At 68.4% G+C, this 18269-nt stretch carries 20 protein-coding genes; 10 read left to right on the forward strand and 10 right to left on the reverse strand.

Annotated features, from left to right (window positions below):
- Positions 1 to 41: 41 nt before the first annotated feature.
- A complete protein-coding gene (locus tag ACPEH1_RS08400) occupies positions 42 to 605 on the reverse strand; it encodes a class I SAM-dependent methyltransferase (RefSeq protein ID WP_423715618.1) in 564 nt (187 codons plus the stop codon).
- A 76-nt stretch (positions 606 to 681) separates the two neighbouring features.
- On the opposite strand from ACPEH1_RS08400, the gene ACPEH1_RS08405 reads away from it, so the two are divergent.
- Complete coding sequence (locus ACPEH1_RS08405) at positions 682 to 1077, forward strand: MerR family transcriptional regulator (RefSeq protein ID WP_017356448.1); 396 nt, start codon at positions 682 to 684, stop codon at positions 1075 to 1077.
- A gap of 82 nt (positions 1078 to 1159) precedes the next feature.
- On the opposite strand, the gene ACPEH1_RS08410 is transcribed toward ACPEH1_RS08405, so the two are convergent.
- Positions 1160 to 2509 carry an Nramp family divalent metal transporter gene (locus ACPEH1_RS08410; protein ID WP_017356449.1) on the reverse strand — a complete coding sequence of 450 codons (1350 nt, stop codon included), beginning with the start codon at positions 2507 to 2509 and terminating at the stop codon, positions 1160 to 1162.
- Between the two features lie 162 nt (positions 2510 to 2671).
- Here ACPEH1_RS08410 and ACPEH1_RS08415 point away from each other — a divergent pair, with 162 nt between their 5' ends.
- The 3 genes from ACPEH1_RS08415 to ACPEH1_RS08425 all read left to right on the forward strand — a co-directional run bounded on the left by ACPEH1_RS08415 (position 2672) and on the right by ACPEH1_RS08425 (position 5592).
- Positions 2672 to 3445, forward strand: coding sequence for a hypothetical protein (locus tag ACPEH1_RS08415; protein WP_026070828.1), 774 nt, complete (start codon positions 2672 to 2674; stop codon positions 3443 to 3445).
- 108 nt (positions 3446 to 3553) lie between these two features.
- Positions 3554 to 4531, forward strand: coding sequence for a zinc-binding dehydrogenase (locus ACPEH1_RS08420; RefSeq protein WP_423715619.1), 978 nt, complete (start codon positions 3554 to 3556; stop codon positions 4529 to 4531).
- 143 nt (positions 4532 to 4674) lie between these two features.
- Positions 4675 to 5592, forward strand: a complete 918-nt coding sequence (locus tag ACPEH1_RS08425) for a M14 family metallopeptidase (protein ID WP_017356452.1) — start codon at positions 4675 to 4677, stop codon at positions 5590 to 5592.
- 50 nt (positions 5593 to 5642) lie between these two features.
- On the opposite strand, the gene ACPEH1_RS08430 is transcribed toward ACPEH1_RS08425, so the two are convergent.
- Positions 5643 to 6509, reverse strand: coding sequence for a LysR family transcriptional regulator (locus ACPEH1_RS08430; protein WP_423715668.1), 867 nt, complete (start codon positions 6507 to 6509; stop codon positions 5643 to 5645).
- A 171-nt stretch (positions 6510 to 6680) separates the two neighbouring features.
- Here ACPEH1_RS08430 and ACPEH1_RS08435 point away from each other — a divergent pair, with 171 nt between their 5' ends.
- Positions 6681 to 7052, forward strand: a complete 372-nt coding sequence (locus ACPEH1_RS08435; protein WP_017356454.1) for a DMT family transporter — start codon at positions 6681 to 6683, stop codon at positions 7050 to 7052.
- The gene (locus ACPEH1_RS08440; RefSeq protein ID WP_423715620.1) at positions 7049 to 7369 is read left to right on the forward strand and encodes a DMT family transporter; all 321 of its coding nucleotides are present in this window, start codon (positions 7049 to 7051) and stop codon (positions 7367 to 7369) included. Before ACPEH1_RS08435 ends, ACPEH1_RS08440 begins: the two co-directional genes overlap by 4 nt.
- A 6-nt stretch (positions 7370 to 7375) precedes the next feature.
- Here the strand turns inward: ACPEH1_RS08440 and ACPEH1_RS08445 are convergent, their stop codons facing one another.
- Both ACPEH1_RS08445 and ACPEH1_RS08450 read right to left on the reverse strand, forming a co-directional pair.
- Entirely contained in the window at positions 7376 to 8200 is an 825-nt protein-coding gene (locus ACPEH1_RS08445) for an isocitrate lyase/PEP mutase family protein (RefSeq protein ID WP_153164044.1), read from the reverse strand.
- Between the two features lie 136 nt (positions 8201 to 8336).
- Positions 8337 to 9263 carry a LysR family transcriptional regulator gene (locus ACPEH1_RS08450; RefSeq protein ID WP_423715621.1) on the reverse strand — a complete coding sequence of 309 codons (927 nt, stop codon included), beginning with the start codon at positions 9261 to 9263 and terminating at the stop codon, positions 8337 to 8339.
- Positions 9264 to 9362: 99 nt separating this feature from the next.
- Here ACPEH1_RS08450 and ACPEH1_RS08455 point away from each other — a divergent pair, with 99 nt between their 5' ends.
- Together ACPEH1_RS08455 and ACPEH1_RS08460 are read left to right on the forward strand one after the other, a co-directional pair.
- The gene (locus ACPEH1_RS08455) at positions 9363 to 10124 is read left to right on the forward strand and encodes an SDR family NAD(P)-dependent oxidoreductase (RefSeq protein WP_017356458.1); all 762 of its coding nucleotides are present in this window, start codon (positions 9363 to 9365) and stop codon (positions 10122 to 10124) included.
- A 121-nt stretch (positions 10125 to 10245) separates the two neighbouring features.
- Positions 10246 to 10557: a DUF3817 domain-containing protein gene (locus ACPEH1_RS08460; protein ID WP_026070831.1), complete on the forward strand. Its 312-nt coding sequence runs from the start codon at positions 10246 to 10248 to the stop codon at positions 10555 to 10557.
- A gap of 38 nt (positions 10558 to 10595) precedes the next feature.
- Here the strand turns inward: ACPEH1_RS08460 and ACPEH1_RS08465 are convergent, their stop codons facing one another.
- From ACPEH1_RS08465 to atpC, 5 genes are all read right to left on the reverse strand, one after another.
- Entirely contained in the window at positions 10596 to 10931 is a 336-nt protein-coding gene (locus ACPEH1_RS08465; protein ID WP_017356460.1) for a thioredoxin family protein, read from the reverse strand.
- On the reverse strand, positions 10900 to 11382 hold the full coding sequence (locus tag ACPEH1_RS08470; protein WP_017356461.1) for a flavodoxin: 483 nt from the start codon (positions 11380 to 11382) through the stop codon (positions 10900 to 10902). The genes ACPEH1_RS08465 and ACPEH1_RS08470 overlap by 32 nt, the downstream gene beginning before the upstream one ends.
- A gap of 9 nt (positions 11383 to 11391) precedes the next feature.
- On the reverse strand, positions 11392 to 12432 hold the full coding sequence (locus tag ACPEH1_RS08475; protein WP_017356462.1) for a ribonucleotide-diphosphate reductase subunit beta: 1041 nt from the start codon (positions 12430 to 12432) through the stop codon (positions 11392 to 11394).
- Positions 12433 to 12523: 91 nt separating this feature from the next.
- Positions 12524 to 14902 carry a ribonucleoside-diphosphate reductase subunit alpha gene (locus tag ACPEH1_RS08480; protein WP_051008630.1) on the reverse strand — a complete coding sequence of 793 codons (2379 nt, stop codon included), beginning with the start codon at positions 14900 to 14902 and terminating at the stop codon, positions 12524 to 12526.
- 317 nt (positions 14903 to 15219) lie between these two features.
- The gene (atpC, locus tag ACPEH1_RS08485) at positions 15220 to 15681 is read right to left on the reverse strand and encodes an ATP synthase F1 subunit epsilon (protein WP_017356464.1); all 462 of its coding nucleotides are present in this window, start codon (positions 15679 to 15681) and stop codon (positions 15220 to 15222) included.
- A gap of 214 nt (positions 15682 to 15895) precedes the next feature.
- On the opposite strand from atpC, the gene ACPEH1_RS08490 reads away from it, so the two are divergent.
- A complete protein-coding gene (locus ACPEH1_RS08490) occupies positions 15896 to 17095 on the forward strand; it encodes an MFS transporter (RefSeq protein WP_423715622.1) in 1200 nt (399 codons plus the stop codon).
- Positions 17092 to 18267: an isochorismate synthase gene (locus tag ACPEH1_RS08495; protein WP_423715623.1), complete on the forward strand. Its 1176-nt coding sequence runs from the start codon at positions 17092 to 17094 to the stop codon at positions 18265 to 18267. The genes ACPEH1_RS08490 and ACPEH1_RS08495 overlap by 4 nt, the downstream gene beginning before the upstream one ends.
- Positions 18268 to 18269 lie beyond the last annotated feature (2 nt).

Genomic DNA, 18269 nt, shown 5'->3' on the forward strand with positions numbered 1-18269 from the left:
GGGGAGATCCGCTATCGGGATAAGGCAATTATCATTTCGTTTCAATTGCTTAGGCAGCTTTTGGCCCTGTACGTAACGATTCCCTGCCGACCCTCGAGCAGCGGTGCCGCCGCGCGTTCGGCGGTGGTCATGAACGGGTTCTCGGCCGCCGCGCGCCAGACGATGGCGTGCAGGGCGCCGCCGGTGCGGGTGGCATCGCGCAGTCCGGCAAAGGCACGCTGCGGATCGTCAAAGAACATCACCCCGAAGCGTGACACCACGCGGTCGAGGCGGGCGGCTGGAAAGGCATGGCGCTGTGCGTCGGCGACCAGGAAGGTTGCCGCCACGGCATCGTCGCGCGCCCTTGCGCGTGCGGTGTCGATCATCGGTGCGGAGATGTCGACGCCCGTACAGTGGCCATCGGTGCCCAGCCGGCCGGCAATTGCCAGGCTCACCGCGCCGGTGCCGCAGCCGACATCGAGCACCTGCCAATCCGCGCCCGGCGGGACCGCATCGGCGAGCACCCGCGCCAGGGGCGCGAACATGGCGTCGAGCAGGCACTGCGCCTGCACCCACGCCTGGCCGGCCGGGCCATTCCACAGCGCGTGTTGGGGGGTGTCGGTCATCGCGGACTCGCTTCGGACTTGCCAGCAGGGGAGGGAGCCCGCACTGTGCCACTTCAAGTGCACATGAGGTCAAGCCATGCAGGAAATGGATATCGCCGAGGTCGCTCGCCGCTCGGGACTGGCGGCCTCGGCACTCCGCCACTACGAGAGCGTGGGACTGATCCGCGCGATCGGGCGGCGCGGGCTGCGCCGGGTGTTCGATGCCGGCGTGCTGGAGCAGTTGGCGTTGATCGCACTGGGGCGCGCGGCGGGCATGACCCTGCAGGACATCGGTGCGCTGCTCGGCACGGCAGGGGCGGGCGGCTTCGACCGCGCGCAGCTGAGCGCCAGGGCTGATGCACTCGACCGCAGCATCCAGACCATGATCCGCGTGCGCGATGGTCTGCGCCACGCGGCCGCGTGCCGCGCCTCCAGCCATCTGGCGTGTCCGCGCTTCCGCGCCTTGATGCGGCGCGCGGCGGGACCACGCTGACGCTCTGCTGGCGGATCGGTGTACTCACCACCCGGATCGACAGCGGCGTGCGTTGGCGGCACGGGTACGACCAGCACGCCGGTCAGCCTGCCAGCGTATCCACCAGCAGCTTCACGTTGAGCACCACAATCACCGCTGCGATCACCCAGGACAGTGCGATCAGCCAGCGTGGGGCGACCAGCACCCCCATTCGGGTCCTGTCGGATACGAAGCGGACCAGCGGAATCACCGCAAACGGCAGCTGCATGGACAGCAGTACCTGGCTGAGCACCAGCAGCCGCGCGGTGCCCTGGTCGCCGTAGAGGGCGGTCACGACCACCACCGGGACGATGGCGATGCCGCGGGTGATCAGCCGGCGCGCCCACGGCGCGATGCGCAGCCGCAGAAAGCCCTCCATCACGATCTGGCCCGCCAGCGTCGCGGTCACCGTGGAGTTGATGCCCGAGGCGAGCAGGGCAACGGCGAACAGCGTGGAAGCCAGTCCCACGCCCAGCATGGGTGCCAGCAGCTCATGGGCCTGCTCGATGTCCTGCACGTCGGTGCGGCCGTGTGCATGGAACACGGCCGCCGCCAGGATCAGGATCGAGGCATTGATGAACAAGGCCAGCATCAGCGCCAGGGTGCTGTCGGCCACCGCCCAGCGCAGCGCACTGCGGCGGCCGGGGTCGGTGCGTGGATACGCGCGGGTCTGCACGATCGAGGAATGCAGATACAGGTTGTGCGGCATCACCGTGGCGCCGATGATGCCGATGGCCAGGTACAGCGCCTGCGGGTTGGTCACCACCTCGGCATGCGGGATGAAGCCGGCCAGCACGGCCTGCAGCGGCGGCGCGGCCAGCACGATCTGGACCGCGAAGCAGCCGAAAATCACCAGCAGCAGCGCGATGACGAACGCTTCCAGTGCGCGGAAACCGCGATGCATCAGCAGCAGCACCAGCACGACGTCCACGGCCGTGATGACCGCGCCGGCAAGGAGCGGAATGCCGAACAGCAGCTTCAGTGCAATGGCGGTACCGATGACTTCGGCCAGGTCACAGGCGATGATCGCCATCTCGCACAGCAGCCACAGGCCCAGGTTCACCGGCCGACTGAAATGGTCGCGGCAGGCTTGGGCGAGGTCGCGGCCGGTGGCGATGCCCAGCCGCGCTGACAGGCCCTGCAACACGATCGCCATCAGGTTGGACAGCAGGATCACCGACAGCAGCAGGTAGCCGAACTGCGCGCCACCGGCGATGTCGGTCGCCCAGTTGCCCGGATCCATGTAGCCCACCGACACCATGTAGCCCGGGCCGAGGAAGGCCAGCAGGCGGAACCACCAATGGCCCCCACTCGGCACGGCCACGCTGGCGTTCATCTCACCCAGGCTCGGGCTGTGTCCGGGCGTCGCCGGCCAGGCGGGGTCTGCAGGAGCGGGGAGGCGAGGGCGGTCCATGCCTCAATATAGCAAAGGCTATATTAGTAAGTAATTGCAATATCAGGCCGTATCGCCTCGTGAACCGGCCACGCCGGAGAGGGGGTGGGCTCTGGCGGGCAATGCCACCGTCTTAACCGCAGACCGCGTATCGTCATCGCTCTTTCGTTGAGCAGGTGATGCATGCGCTGGATTGTGTTGTTGGCCGCAATGGCCATGCCGGTCGTCTCGTGGTTTTCGCAGTCCGGCATGTTCGGTCCGACCAATGGCGCCATCTCCGACCGGTATCCCACCCTGCTGGTGGCGGCCGGTTACGCCTTTGCGATCTGGGGCCTGATCTTCCTGTGGGATGTGGTGTTCGGGCTGTGGCAGCTGCGTCGGCGCAAGCCCGATCTCGATGGCGTGCGCGGCTGGGCGGCCGCCGGTTTCGCGCTGACCGCCGCGTGGATGCCGGTGTTCTCCAACCAGTGGTTCCTGCCGGCGCTGGCCATCATCTGGGCTGCCTTGATCTGCCTGCTGGTGGCTGCGTTCCGCGCGTCGCCGCTCAACGCCAGCGGCGCCCAGCGCGCCTGGGCCGCCTACCCCCTGGCGCTGCATGCGGGTTGGTTGAGCATGGCCGCCTTCCTCAACACCGCGCAGGTCATCGTGGCCTACCAGTGGTTGCCCACCCAGAACATGTTCGGCTGGAGCGTGGTGCTGCTGGTGATGGCCACGCTGCTGGCGTGGTGGGCCAACCATCGCCTGCGCGGTCATTTCGCCTATCCGGCCGCCGTGGTCTGGGCGCTGGTGGGCGTACACATCAAGCAGTCCGGCTGGACCCTGCCGGGTGCGGACAGCATCGCCGTGCTTGCGTTGGCAGCCGGTGCGCTGCTGGTCCTGCAGACCCTGCTGCTGCGGGCACGCGCCTGGCGCCATCCGGTGCCGGCGGTCGTCGCAGCGCACCGTCACCGGCGCTGAGCGCAGCGCCGTCTTCCATCCTTTCAGGAGATCCCCCATGACGATCCCGCTCCGTGTTGCACCGTTCCCCACCCCGCGCGACGCCGCCTGCCGCGTCGGGAGCCGCTGATGCGGGCGGCCCTGCATGACCGTTTCGGCGAGCCGGCCGATGTGCTGCGCTGCGACCAGGCCCGCCTGCCCGAGCCGGACACGGGCGAGGTACGCATCCGCACCGTCCTGGCCCCCATCCACAACCACGACCTGTGGACCGTGCGCGGGCGCTACGGCTACAAGCCGCCGCTGCCCGCCATTGGCGGCAGCGAGGCAACCGGCGTCATTGATGCCCTCGGCGCCGGTGTGGAAGGACTGCAGGTTGGGCAGCGGGTCAGCGCGGCCTCGGTGCACGGCACCTGGGCCGAGGCCTTCATCGCTCCGGCACGCATGGTCATTCCGATGCCCGACGCGATCGGGGACGAGGTGGCCGCGCAATTGATCGCCATGCCGCTGAGCGCGCTGATGCTGCTGGAGTTCCTGCAGGTGCGGCCGGGTCAATGGATCCTGCAGAACGCGGCCAACGGCGCGGTGGGCAAGGCGCTGGCGATGCTGGCCAAGGCGCGCGGGGTGCACTGCGTGAATCTGGTGCGTCGCGATGACGGCGTGGCCGACATGGCGGCGCTGGGCATCGAGCACACCGTCTCCACCGCACGCTCGGACTGGATGGCCCAGCTGCAGACACTGGTGGGCGAGCAGTCCATCGCCGCGGCGGTCGACTCGGTCGGCGGCCGGGCCAGCAGCGAGCTGATGACCCTGCTCGGCGACGGCGGCACGCTGGTGTCGTTCGGGTCGATGAGCGGCGAGCCCATGCAGCTCAATTCGGGCGACGTGATCTTCAAGCAGGCCACGGTCAAGGGCTTCTGGGGCAGCAAAGTCAGCCAGGCGATGGCACCGGACGACAAACGGCGTCTGGTCGGCGAGCTGCTGCAGCTGGCGGCCAACGGCGGCCTGAGCCTGCCCGTTGAAGGGGTGTACGGTCTGGAGGACGTGGCCGCCGCGGCGGGTGCCAGCCTCGAAGCGGGTCGCAGCGGCAAGGTGCTGCTGCGGCCCTGAGTCGGGCCGCGGACGGGGGTGAGGAAAGTGTTCGTGACCGCGCGCGCGTTGGGGTTCCGTGGCTGGCTCGCCCGCGCCTGTGCCGGCCGCTGCGGTGACGATGATAAAATCCGCGTTTCCCCGCCACCCGACGCGAGCACGCCATGAACGACGCCACCTTCTACCCGATCGGCACCCCCGGCCAGCCGTGGGGGGCCGCGGAGAAGGCGCAGTGGCGTGCGCGCCAGGTGCCGCAGCGGCGCTATGCCGATGACGTGCTGCCGGCGGTGGAGGCCCTGCGCGATACGTTCGATGTCAGCCAGTACGGCACGCTCGAGTACGCGCCGGACCAGTACCCGCTGTTCGCCGTGCGCAGCCGCGACTGGAACCCGTCGTTGCCCACCATGCTGGTCACCGGGGGCATTCATGGGTACGAAACCAGCGGCGTGCAGGGCGCGCTGCAGTTCCTGCAGACGCGTGCTGCCGGGTACGCAGGCCGTGCCAATCTGCTGGTGGTGCCGTGTGTGAGCCCGTGGGGCTATGAGCGCATCCAGCGCTGGAACGCCGATGCGATCGATCCGAACCGCTCCTTCGTGCCCAACAGCCCGGCCGCCGAATCGGCGGCGTTGACCGCTCTGGTCGCGCCGTTGCGCGGCAGTATCGTGATGCACATCGATCTGCACGAGACCACCGACACCGATGAAACCGAGTTCCGCCCGGCGCTGGCCGCGCGCGACGGCAAGCCGTTCGAGCCGGGCCTGATCCCGGACGGCTTCTATCTGGTCGATGACACCGAAAACCCGCAGCCGGCCTTCCAGACTGCGGTGAATGCAGCGGTGGAGCAGGTGACCCATATCGCACCGGCCGACGACAAGGGCGAGATCATCGGCTCGCCGGTGGTGGCGCCGGGGGTGATCGAGTACCCCCTGAAGAAGCTGGGCCTGTGCGCCAGCGTGAGCGGCGCCCGCTACACCACCACGACCGAGGTGTACCCGGACAGCCCGCGTGCCACCCCGCAGCAGTGCAACGATGCGCAGGTGGCGGCGATCTGCGCGGCGATCGACTACGCGCTGACGCACTGAAGGCACCGCTGCGTCGCCGTGGGTGCGATCCAGTCGCCTTTGCGACCCGGTCACGCCTCGCGCGTGGCCCGGAACTGGTCCAGCAGCCACAGGGCTGCCGGCCCCAGCGGCGCATCCCTGGACCACACGGCATCGCAGGCGACCAGCCGCGGCCAGCCGGGCAGGGCGAGTTCGCGAAGCTGGCCGCGCCCGTAGCGGGCCACCAGCGCACGCGGCAGTTCGGCCCAGCCGAAGCCGTCTTCGGCCATCTCCAGCACCATCAGATAGTCCGAGGCGGCCCATGTCCGGCCGCGTGGCTGGCCGTTGCGTCGTTCATTGCCGCTCAGGCAGATCTGCCGGTGGCCGGCCAGCTCTGCCTCATCGATGGCCGGGCGCTGCGCCAGAGCATGGCCGTGGGCAACGAACACGGCCATCTCGGCGCGCAGCGGCACCGCCCGTACCGCCAGACCGGCGGGATAGGCGGCCTGCTGCGGCAGCAACCCCAGATGGGCGCGGCCGCGCTGCACCGCGTCCAGCACATCCTCGCCCTCGGCATCCAGCCACTCCAGCTCGATGTCCGGAAAGCGCTGCTCGAAGCGCCGCAACAGGTGATGGGCGGGGTCGAGCTGGTAAATGTCGGAGAACACCAGGCTCAAGCGCGGCTCCACCACATCGGCGAGGCGGATGCTGAGCTGCTCCAGGCGGTCGGCCGCGGCCAGCACGTCCTGCACATGGCCGAGTACCTTGCAACCGTCGTTGGTCAGTACGGGGTAGCGGCCACTGCGATCGAACAGGGTCAGCCCGAGGTCGGCTTCCAGCGTGGCGATCGCGGTGCTGATGGTGGACTGGGTCTTCTTCAGGCGGCGTGCTGCGGCGGAGAACGAGCCCAGCGCGGCGGCTTCGACGAACGCATGCAGGGATTCCGGGCTGTAGCGCATTGACGTATCGCCTTTTACGATGGAATCCATCTTTGATGTGATGGAATTGACGATGATAATAGGCGCCTCACCCGGGCGCCATCGCCCGTTCCGCGCATCCGCCGTTCCGGCCGATGCCCCGGTACCCCCGCGTCAGCAGGGCGCGCGCCGGCTGACATCAAGGAGCTCTCCATGCACACACAGGTGCATTCCCCGTCCCGTGCCCGTGGCGGCCTGACCGCCTGGTCCTGTCTGGTCGTGGCGATCATCGCCGAAGTGGTCGGTACCTCGTTCATGGCCCATGCCGCCCGTCATGGCGGCTACCTCGGCTATGCCGTGATGGCGGCGGCACTGGCCGTGTCGTACTACTTTCTGGCGCTGTCGGTGCGCGGCATCGCGGTCGGTGTGGCCTATGCAGTGTGGGAGGGCCTTGGCCTGACCCTGCTGACCCTGGTGGGCATCCTGGTGTTCAAGGACAGTCTGTCGCTGCAGCAGGCGCTCGGCCTGGCAATGGCGGCCGTCGGCATCGTCTGCGTCACGCTGGGCGAGGAGCACGGGCCGTGAACCTCACCGCATTCCTGTTCGTGCTGTGCTCGGCACTGATCGATATCGCCGCCTACATGATGGTCGCCAAGTCCGATGGCTTCCGCAGGCCGGGATGGGGCATCGGCGCCATCGTGCTGGTCTGGGTCGCGTTTGCGCTGCTCGGCCAGGCGGTCAGAACGCTCGACCTGGCCACGGCCTATGCGATGTGGGGCGCCATCGGCGTGATCGGCACCGCCGTGTGCGGCCGGGTGCTGTTCGGCAATCGCCTGCGCCCGATCGGCTGGGTGGGCATCGCTCTGGTCACCGGTGCCGTCGTGGTGCTGTCCAGCCACTGATCGGGGTCAGCGGAACAGCTGGTTCAATACAGCGCCGGAGGCCGCATCGGCGAACCCGTCGAAGCGGCCTTCGTCCCTCAGCAGCTGCGAGGCCCGCATCATCCCGCCCCACGCGGTCCGTGCCATCGCACCGCCCACGCTGACCCGGCGTACGCCCATGTCGGCGATGTCCTGCAGGGTGTAGGGTACCGCGCTGCCCACCAGCAGGTTGACCGGTCGCGGTGCCACCGCGGCGACCACGGCCTGGATCTGCCCGGCGGTGGTGATGCCGGGGGCATACAGGCAGTCCGCACCGGCGGCCGCGTAGGCGCGCAGGCGGGTGATGGCATCGTCCAGGTCGGGGCGGCCTACGAAGAAGTTCTCCGCGCGGCCGACCAGAATCACGTCTTCACCGGACGCGTCGATCGCATCGCGCGCTGCGCGTACCCGTGCCACCGCCTCATCCAGCGTGCGCAGCGGGTGTGCCGGGTCCGGTCCGGCATCCTCGATGGAAATGCCGGCCACGCCGGTGGCGATGGCGCGCGCCACGTTGTGGCCCACCGCCTCGAGACTGCCGAAGCCGTCGCCGAAGTCCGCGTTCACCGGCAGCGGCGTGGCCGCTGCCAGCGCGTGCAGGTGCTCCAACGTAGCCTCCAGTGACAGCTCGCCGTCGGCGTTGCCCTGGCTCCACGCGACCCCCGAACTGGTGCTGGCCAGCGCCGGGAAGCCGAGGCTGTGCAGGTAGCGCGCGCTTCCCACGTCCCACGGGTTGGGCAGCACGAAGCAGCCGTGGTCGTGCAACGTGCGGAAGGCCGCGCGGCGCGGGCGCGGATCGAAGGAAAGTGCCGTCATCGTGCGCATCCGGTAAGCAGGGGGCCGATGGTAGCGCCAGCGCGGGCCGTTCAGAACGCGAGCGTGCCACCGTTGTTGTCGGAAGAGCGCGTGCAGCCGCCGCGGTCGAGCAGATTCTCGACGCCGATCCCCAGCATCAGGTCGTGCCGTCCGGGCCCGACGTCGCAGCCAGCTCGGGCTGCAGCAGCGCTGCCATCCAGTCCATGAACGCCGCCGCCCGACGCGGCAGGTGGCGCCGCTGGGCGTAGAGCAGGCTCACCGGCATGGGTTCGGCCACGCACTGCGGAAGGATCTCCACCAGCGCGCCACTGGCCAGCGCCTGTCGGGCACCCAGACGGGGTACCTGGATGATGCCGAGCCCGGCCAGCGCCGCGGCGGTATAGCTCTCGCCACTGTTGACCGTTACCGCGCCGTGCATCGGCAGGGTCCGGTAGCGCTGCCCGTCGTGGCACTCGAAGCCGGGCGGGCGCTGGCCCAGCGTGCCCACATAGTGGACCAGCGCGTGAGCGGACAGATCGGCCAGCGCATGCGGCACGCCTCTCGCCGCGAGGTAGGCCGGGCTGGCGCAGTTGACGATGTGCATCCAGCCCAGCGGCCGTGCGACCAGGGTGTTGTCGTCGAGCGGTCCGACCCGGACCACGCAGTCGAAGCCTTCGCGGATCAGATCGACGCGGCGGTCGGTGCCGCTCAGTTCGATCTCGATCCCCGGGTGCCGGGCCAGGAAGTCAGGCAGGTGCGGGATCACCAGGTGCCGGGCCAGGCCGCTGGACATGTCCACCCGCAGCCGGCCCGTCAGTTGGCCGGTATCGCGGCGGAACATGCCCTGCAGCTCTTCGATGTCATCGAGCAGGTCGCGGGCGCGCTGCTGGAACCGGGCGCCGTCGGCGGTGAGTTGGACCCGGCGCGTGGTCCGGTGCAGCAACTGCACACCGACCTCGGCCTCCAGCCGCTGGACCGCCAGCGACACCGAGGCCTTGGGCAGGCCGAGCGTATCGGCGGCGCCGGTGAACGAGCCCAGTTCGGCGACACGCAGGAAGCTGCGGAGCTGGTCGAGGCGATCCACGGATTGTTCGCTCTGGTTGGACAGTAAAATCAGGATCGCGCGATTTATCCAGCCCGGCAACACCAATACGCTGCACCTCTACCCACGCAGGAGAGTGAGATGAGCGTTCAGAACCGTATCGTGCTGGTGACTGGCGGGAGCCGTGGCCTCGGGCGCAATGCCGCATTGGCCCTGGCCGCCGACGGCGCCGATGTGATCCTGACCTACCGCAGCCAGGCCGATGCCGCCCACCAGGTGGTGGCGGATGTCCAGGCGCTGGGTCGCCGCGCGGCGGCCCTGCCGCTGGACATGGCCAGCAGCGCCAGCTTCGGCGACTTCGCCGGACGCGTGCGTGACACGCTGCAGGGCTGGGGCGCGTCCCACCTGCAGGGCCTGCTCAACAACGCAGGCGAAGGGCTCTACGCGCCCATCGCCGAGACCACGCCGGACCAGTTCGATCATCTGGTGGCCGTGCATCTGAAAGGGCCGTACTTCCTGACCCAGGCGCTGTTGCCGTTGATTGCCGATGGCGGTCGCATCCTCAATGTCTCCAGTGGCCTGGCCCGCTTCTCGCTGCCAGGCAGCTCAGCCTACGCCATGATGAAGGGCGGGGTGGAGGTGTTCACCCGTTACCTGGCCAAGGAGCTGGGCGAACGTGGCATCAGCGCCAACACGCTGGCACCGGGCGCGATCGAGACCGATTTCGGTGGCGGCCGCGTGCGTGACAACGCGCAGACCAATGCGATGGTCGCCTCGATCACCGCACTTGGCCGCGCCGGGCAGCCCGATGACATCGGGCCTGTCGCGGCAATGCTGTTGTCGCCCGGTACCGGCTGGATCAATGCACAGCGGGTGGAAGCGTCCGGCGGCATGTTCGTGTGAGCGCGGCGGACGTGCGGCCGCCGGTCGCACGTCCGCAAACGGGTCGTATTCTCAGCAAGCCGCTATCATGGTGGGTTCCGATGACTGCGACGCCGAGTGTGACGTGAACGCAAAACCTCCGATGCACCCGATGGGCCGTGTGTTCGCCACCGTCGCCTTCATCGAAGCCCTGACCTGGGCCGGCCTGCTGATCGGCATGTACTTCAAGTACCAGGCCGCCGATCCGAGCCCGGTCGGCGTGCGCCTGTTCGGGCCGCTGCACGGGATCGCCTTCCTGGCGTATGTCGTGGTCACCGTGCTGGCTGCGGTGAAACTGCGCTGGCCGTGGTGGGCCGCGTTGGTGGCGTTGGCCGCCGCCATCCCGCCGCTGGTCACCCTGCCGCTGGAGGGGTGGTTCAAGCGCCGCGGCCTGCTGGCCGCCCGCGCCCGGTAACCAGGTCGGCGTGCCGGGGGAGCGGCTGGAAACCGCCGCTACATCCCGGTGCCGCCCGCCGCCACCGCAGCGCGGATCTGCTGCGGTGTCTGGAAGCCAGGCAGCCGGGACACTTCGTGCCCGTCACGCACCAGTTGCAGCGTCGGGGTCTGACGCAGCCCAAGGCTGCGGAAGAATGCCTCGCCGAGCGTTTCCAGCTTCACGTTGAGCAGTACCACGCCCTCGGCCTGTGGGGTGGCGGCGAACGCGGCCAGCGACAGCGCCAGCATCCGGCAGCCGGGGCAGTTGTCCTTGTGGAAATCGACCAGCACGGTCGGGTGCGCGCGCAGCGCGGCGTGGTAATCATCCGGCGTGGTGGCGTGCAGGGTCAGCATGGCGCAGGGCCTCGATGGCGGCCGATACGTGATCGGCCCAGTGGTGGATGGTGCGGGTGTCGGCATCGCCGTGCGGCATCTGCTCGATCTCCAGAACCGGGTGCGGGGAACCGAAGAACCGCGCCAGCCGATGCGCCGCACCGCAGTAATACTCCTGGCCCCATTGGGTCTCGCCGGTACCAAACACCGCCACGCGCGCTGCCGGCGGCATTCCGGGGCCGTCGCGCAGCGTGGCGACGAACTGCTTCATCTCGGCCGGCGTGCGGCCGGCATTGTCGGTCCAGCAGCCCAGCAGCAGCGCATCGCGTGGCTGTCCAATGTCCGCTGCGTGCGCGCCGTCCACCTCCACGCACCGCACCACATGCCCGTGCATGCGCAGCCGTGCCGTCACGATGCGCGCGACCTCGCGGGTGTTGCCACTCAGGGAGGCATAGGCGAGCAGTACATGCATCGGCGTAGCCTACAGATCGTCGAAACCGTTGTCCGAACTGGTCTTCTTGTAGCTGGCATTGCGCATCTCGAAGAAGTCCGTCTTGGTCTCGGTGAAATTGTCGGCGTAGGCCTTGATCCACGGCATCACGTTGACAGTGGTATCGCTGTACAGCTTCTCGATGCCGAGCATGCCGGCCATTTTGTTGGCGCGGTACTTCACGTAGCGGATCATCTCGTCCACGTCGATGCCGTCGATACCGTCCAGCACTTCGCCGGTCCAGCGTGTTTCCAGCGCGATGGCGTGCTCGAACGCGTCGTGTACGTAGGCGGTGAGCTGTTCGCCCTGCAGTTGCTGGTTCTCGCCGACGATGGCGCGGATCAGCTCGCTGATGAACTTGGTGTGCGCCAGTTCGTCGCGGTTGATGAAGCTGATGATCTTGCCGGTACCGGTCATGCGGTTCTGCCGCACCAGGTTGTAGAAGAACGCGAACCCGGAATAGAAGTTGATGCCCTCCAGAATCGACGACTGGATCAGCGCGCGGATCAGCGTCTCGGCGGTCTTCCCGCGCATGAAGTCGTCGTAGGACTGCATGATCGGCGCGTTGCGCGCCAGGATCGTCGGATGGGTCCGCGCCAGCTCGAACACCCGGTTCTGATCGGCCAACCCGGCAATGGAGGCCAGTACATAGCTGTAGCTCTCGTTGTGGATCACCTCCTGCTGGCCGATGATCGCCGCATTGGCGTGGGCGGCCGGGTCGGTGATGTACTCGGCCACGTTGTAGATGAAGCGGGTCTGCGGCGAATCCAGCGTGGCCAGCAGACCGATGATCGAGTCGTACGCATTCTTTTCGCGGGCCGACAGCTCGCCGTACTGGCGGGCGTCGCCCTTCATGTCCACTTCGTCGGGAATCCAGAAGTTGGTCGACAGCTCCTTGTACGCCCGGTAGAAGGACGGGTAGGGGATGTCGTTCCAGTTGAGGATGCCACTGGTGCGGCCGTTGATGATCCCGGTGGAGCGGTTGGGATGGCGCGGTTCGAGGATCCTGATGCGTTCGAGCGGCGTTGCCATGAGGTGTCCGGAGTTGATCCCCCTGCGGCAGGGGGGGCCGCGAAGCGGCGGGGTGTGGGTACCGGTGGGGAGGCGGTGCGGAGGCGCCGTGCTAGCTCCCGCACCATTCGCATTCGTCGATATCGATATCGTTCGAGCGCACGTAGTACGTCGTCTTGAGGCCTTCGCGCCACGCGCTCATGTGCAGCGCGAGCAGGGTGCTGGCGCGGATGGTGCTGGGCACATACAGGTTGAAGCTGATCGACTGGTCCACGTGGCGCTGGCGGCGCGCGTTCTGCCGGATGCTGGCGAACTGGTCCAGCCGGTAGGCCCCTTTTTCGTAGTAAGGGTAGGTGTCCAGCGACAGGCCCGGCGCGGCCACCGGGCGCCGGAAGTCCTTCTTTTCCTCGTAGTAGAACGCCCCGTACACCGGGTCGATCGAGGCGCTGGAGCCGGCGATCTGCGCGGTACTCATATTGGGGGCCACAGCCATCAGCCAGCCGTTGCGCAGCCCGTGCACGCCGACCTGCGCGGCCAGCTCCTGCCACGCCGGGCTGTCGTAACCACGGGCGCGGAAGTACTCGCCGTTGTGCCAGTCGCTGCCGAGGAAGGCGCTGTAGCGTCCCTTTTCCTCGGCCAGGCGCATGCTGGCCTGGATGGCCAGGTAATTGATGCGCTCGTACAGCGTGTCGGCGTAGTCCTCGGCCTGGCGCGCGTCCCACGCGATGTGCTGCTGGGCCAGCAGATGGTGCCAGCCGAAGGTCCCCAGCCCGATCGCACGGTACTTGCGGTTGGTGATGGTGGCCTGCGGCACCGGCAACTGGTTGAGGTCGATGACGTTGTCGAGCATGCGCACCTGGATCGGTACCAGCCGCTCCAGGACATCGCTGGACAAAAGGTCCGGCGCCGCAGTCACCGCGCGGCCGAGGTTGATCGAAGACAGGTTGCACACCACGAAATCGCCGGCCTGGCGCGTGGTGACGATCTGGTCGCCGCTGATCATTTCCTGGATCAGCCGCGTCGGGCTCATATTCTGCAGAATCTCGGTGCACAGGTTGCTGGAGTACACCTTGCCGGCATGCTTGTTGGGGTTCATCCGGTTCACTTCGTCCCGGTAGAACATGAAGGGGTTGCCGGTCTCCAGCTGGCTGACCATGATCCGCTTGAACAGATCGATCGCCTTGATCGTGCGCCGCCCGATGCGCTCGTCGGCCACCACCTCGGCGTAGCGGTCGCGGAAACTGCCCTGGCCGCGCTGTTCGTCGTGGAAGTCCTGCAGGTACCAGCCCTTGATCCGCTTGACCTCGTGCGGATCGAACAGATACCAGTCGCCGCGCCGCTCGACGGCCTCCATGAACAGATCCGGCAGGCATACCGAGGTGAACACATCGTGCGCGCGCAGGCGCTGATCGCCGTTGTTCAGGCGCAGGTCGAGGAAGTTCTCGATATCGCGGTGCCACACATCCAGGTACACCGCGATGGCGCCCTTGCGCTGGCCAAGCTGATCCACGCTGACGGCCGTGTTGTTGAGCTGTTTGATCCACGGCACCACGCCGCCGGAGGAATTGGCGACGCCGCGGATCGATGCGCCGGCCGAGCGCACATAGCCCAGGTACGCGCCTACGCCGCCGCCGTGCTTGGAGACCCGCGCCACGTCGGTATTGGAGTCGTAGATGCCCTGCAGGCTGTCGTCGACAGTATCGATGAAGCACGACGACAACTGGCCAGCCACCTTGCCGGCATTGGCCAGGGTCGGGGTGGCCACTGTCATGTACAGGTGCGACAGCGCCCAGTACGCTTCGCGCACCAGCAGCATGCGCCGGCGCCGGCTGCGGTCGCCACTGCGGTGCTCGTGCTGCATCAGGTACAGCGCGATGGTCAGCCAACGCTCCTGCGGCAGCTCGTACACGGCGCGCGAGTGATCGGTGGCCAGGTAGCGGGTGGCCAGCAGATACAGCCCGTTGTAGGCGAACAGCAGGTCGCGGTCCGGCTCGATCATCCGGCCGGCTTCCTCCAGTTCTTCCTTGGAATATGCCTTGAGGATGTCGATGGAATACACATTGCGGTCGGCCAGGCTCTCCTGGAGACCCACGTAGGAGCCGTATCTGAGAGCCGCATCGTAGAACCGGTTCTTGCTGGCGCGCTTGTACAGTCGGCGCAGGTACAGGCGTGCGGCGAAGTGCTCCCATTCCGGCGCGGTGAGATCCACGCGCGATTCCGCTTCGCGGATCAGCAGGTCCACCATCTCATCGGCGCTCAGCTGCTGCCGGCGCGCGAGCAGGGCCAACACGCCGTCCCGATAGCCGGCCAGGTCCAGCTGCGGGAACTCGGCGTGTACGGTCTGCAGCGTCCGCTCCAGGCGCTGCCGGTCGAACGGCATGCGGCGGTTGCCGCCTTCCTTGGTAATCCACAGGGCCGTATCGGCCGCAGGCAGGGCCGGGTCCGGCAGCGTGCAGCTGTCGGCGGCGGCGGAGGTGTCTTCGTTGCTCATCGGAATTCCATGCAGGACGCGGTTGTCGTGGCGCGATGCGCGCATCGCGGCGGCCGGTCGGGCGTCATGGAGGCGGTGTCCTGCGGGGGCAGGTGGTCGGAACCGGTGCGGACCGGCGACCTCGGGTGTGCTTCCAGACGTCGTTCGCGGGGTCACGCCGTGCGGGGTGCAGGGACGTGACGGAACACCGGGCCTGGCGGAAGCGGGGAGCCGATGAACACAACATAGTGTGGGTCTGCCTCATCGTCAACATCATATGTTGGGCTGTCGCCCAACAAGAGGTGACCAAATGCCGCAGTCCAACGCTGCGGCGGCGCCTACCGCCAGCGGCGCCTTTCCAGGATCACGGTGCGGTCGTGAACCAGTTGGGCGTGCAGCCGTGCGTAGGCCATGTCGGTGAACGCGGCGGCCATCGGCGAGGCCGCCGCATCGCGTGCGGTCTGCGCCCGTGCGGCATCCAGATTGTCGCTGCGCAGTGCGAGGTCGGCCAGCACGATCACCCGGCCCGGCTGCACCTCCACATAGCCGCCCGATACGTAGATGTGCATCGGATGCGCCTCGGCGACCGGATGGATCGTGAGCATGCCTTCGCGCAGCGTGCTGAGCAGGGGCGTGTGCTGTGCCATGACACCGAACTCGCCCTGGCTGCCGGGCAGTCGCACCTCGCGCACGTCGCCGGACCACAGTTCGCCGGTCAGGCTGATCACCTGCAGCGCGACAGGGTGCGTCGTCGTCGCGATGAACGCCGGCAGCGCCGTGGTCGGGCGGGGGGTAGCCATGATGGTGCACCAGGTCGAGGTGCACCGAGCTTAGCCGCGTGCCTGTGTGCGCGAATTGATGACTGAACGTCCGCCATCGTCATCGCCATTTCGCGAATGCGAACTGTTATCATTTGATCCGATAGCCACATTGATCACCGATCAGTGAAGCCGATCAATCAACGCGCGTGGGCGGATCCGCGCGCGCCATCCATTCTGATTGGCAGTGGTCCTCATGCACGCACGCTCCACGGTTTCTGGACTTCCCGCGCTGGTATTCGCCGCGCTCGTCGGCACGATGGCGATGATGTCCTTCGTCGCGGTGATCGGTCCGGTGGTGCGCCTGCTTGGCCTCGCCGAATGGCACGCCGGTCTTTCCGTGACGGCTGCGGGAGTGCTGTGGATGCTGTCGGCACGACGCTGGGGCATGCTCAGCGACCGGATCGGCCGGAAGCGGGTGCTGTTGATCGCGCTGGCCGCCTACGCGGCGATCTACGTGTTGATGGCGGTCTTTGTCGACAACGCGTTGCAGTCCCCGCCCGCGTTGTGGGTGTCGGTGTTTGCGCTGGTCGGCACACGGGCACTGGTGGGCCTGTTCTACGCCGCTGTGCCGCCGACCGCGGCCGCGCTGGTTGCTGACGAGGCCGCGCCCGGCCAGCGGGCGGGGGCGATGGCCAAACTGGGGTCGGCCAATGCACTGGGCATGGTGGTCGGCCCTGCCGTCGCAGGCTGGATCGCATTCCAGCATCTGTCGCTGACGCTGTACATCGCCGCACTGCTGCCGGTGCTCGCGTTTGCGGTGATCGCGTGGCGGTTGCCTGCCCACGGGCCCGCAGCACCCCGCCAGGACGGGCCGCGACCACGCCTGGCCTGGGGCGATGCGCGCCTGCGACTGCCCGTGCTGGCGGTCTTCGCTGCAATGATCTCGGTCACCATCGCGCAGGTCACAGTGGGCTTCCTTGCGATCGACCGGCTGCAGCTGTCGCCGGCCGATGGCGCCCGTGTGGCGGGGTTGGCGCTGACAGCCGTGGGCGTGGGCCTGATCCTCGCGCAGGTGCTGGTGATGAAGCTGTCGCATATTCCGCCGCGACGCTGGATTGCGGTGGGCGCATTGATCGCCGCGATCGGTTTCGCATCGGTCGCGGCGGTGGCAACGTCGTGGCAGCTGCTGCTGGCCTACGCTGTCGCCGCGTTCGGCATGGGCTTCGTGTTCCCCAATTTCCAGGCGCTTGCCGCCGACTCGGTCGAGGCCGGCGAGCAGGGCGCAGCGGCCGGCACAGTGGCTGCCGTGCAGGGCCTGGGCATGGTGATCGGACCGATGGTGGGTACCCTGATGTATCAGTGGTCGCCCAGCGCGCCGTATCTGCTGGTCGGCGTCCTGCTCCTGCTGCTGGCGACGGCGGCAGCCCTGCACGGCCGCGGCGGTGCCGCATGAGCGGGACGCTCGCCGCCGGGGCACTCCGGGATGACGTGGCCGAGGCGGTCGGCCCGGCGCAGGACGCACCACTGTTCCTGCTGCGCGCTCCCCGGCGCAGCCTCGCCGCGCACGGCTGCCGTGCCCGGCTGCCGGCCGGCACCACTGCGACGCTGGCAGAACGCGTCGCCCGGTTCTTCGCCAGCGCCAGGCCTGGCCCTGCGCTGCTGGTGGGTGCGCTGCCGTTCGACCCGGACGGGGACGACGCACTGTTCCAGCCCGACAGCATGACGGACACGCTGCCGCCCGCGCCGCCCGCTGCGCCGGCCACGGTTGCCGACCTGCGGGCCGAGCCCGGCGGGGCCGCGTATGCGCAGGCGGTAGCAGACGCCGTCACGGTACTGCGCAGCCCCGGTGCCATGCTGCAGAAGGTGGTGCTGGCGCGCAGCCTGCGCGTGGCCAGCATCCAGCCGGTCGTGCCGACCGCGCTGGCCGCGCGACTGGGCCGTGACCCGAGCGTGGCGACGTACGTGGTGCCGCTGCCCGATCCCGGGGACGCGCCGGCCTGGCTGGTCGGCGCCACGCCCGAGCTGCTGGTGTCCCGCCGCGGGCCGCTGGTGTACTCGCATCCGCTGGCCGGCTCCGCGCGCCGCTGCGCCGATCCCGACGAGGACGCGCGCGCGGCCGAGGCGCTGCTGGCATCGACCAAGGACCATGACGAGCACCGCCATGTGGTCGAGGCGATCGTGGCCGCGCTGGCGCCGGTGTGCGAACACGTCGAGGCAACCGCGCAGCCATCGTTGCATGCCACGGCCAGCATGTGGCACCTCGGCACACGCATCCAGGCCCGGTTGAAGGACCCGTCCACGACAGTTGCCTCGCTGGTCGCGCGCCTGCACCCCACGCCGGCGGTCTGTGGCACGCCGCAGCGCCTGGCACTGGACACGATCCGTTCGCTGGAGCCGGTGCCCCGCGGGTTCTACGCGGGCGCGGTTGGCTGGACCGATGCGCAGGGCGATGGCGACTGGTATGTCGCCATCCGCTGCGCGCGGGTGCAGGGCCGCCAGGTGCGGCTGTATGCCGGCGCCGGCGTGGTGGCCGGTTCGGACCCCGTTGACGAGCTGGCCGAGACCGGCGCCAAGTTCACCGCACTGCTGACCGCGCTCGGTGTCAGCGATGCCCCAACGACATGAAG

It is taken from the genome of Stenotrophomonas sp. NPDC077421 (assembly GCF_049545505.1).
Taxonomy (GTDB): Bacteria; Pseudomonadota; Gammaproteobacteria; order Xanthomonadales; family Xanthomonadaceae; genus Stenotrophomonas; species Stenotrophomonas nematodicola.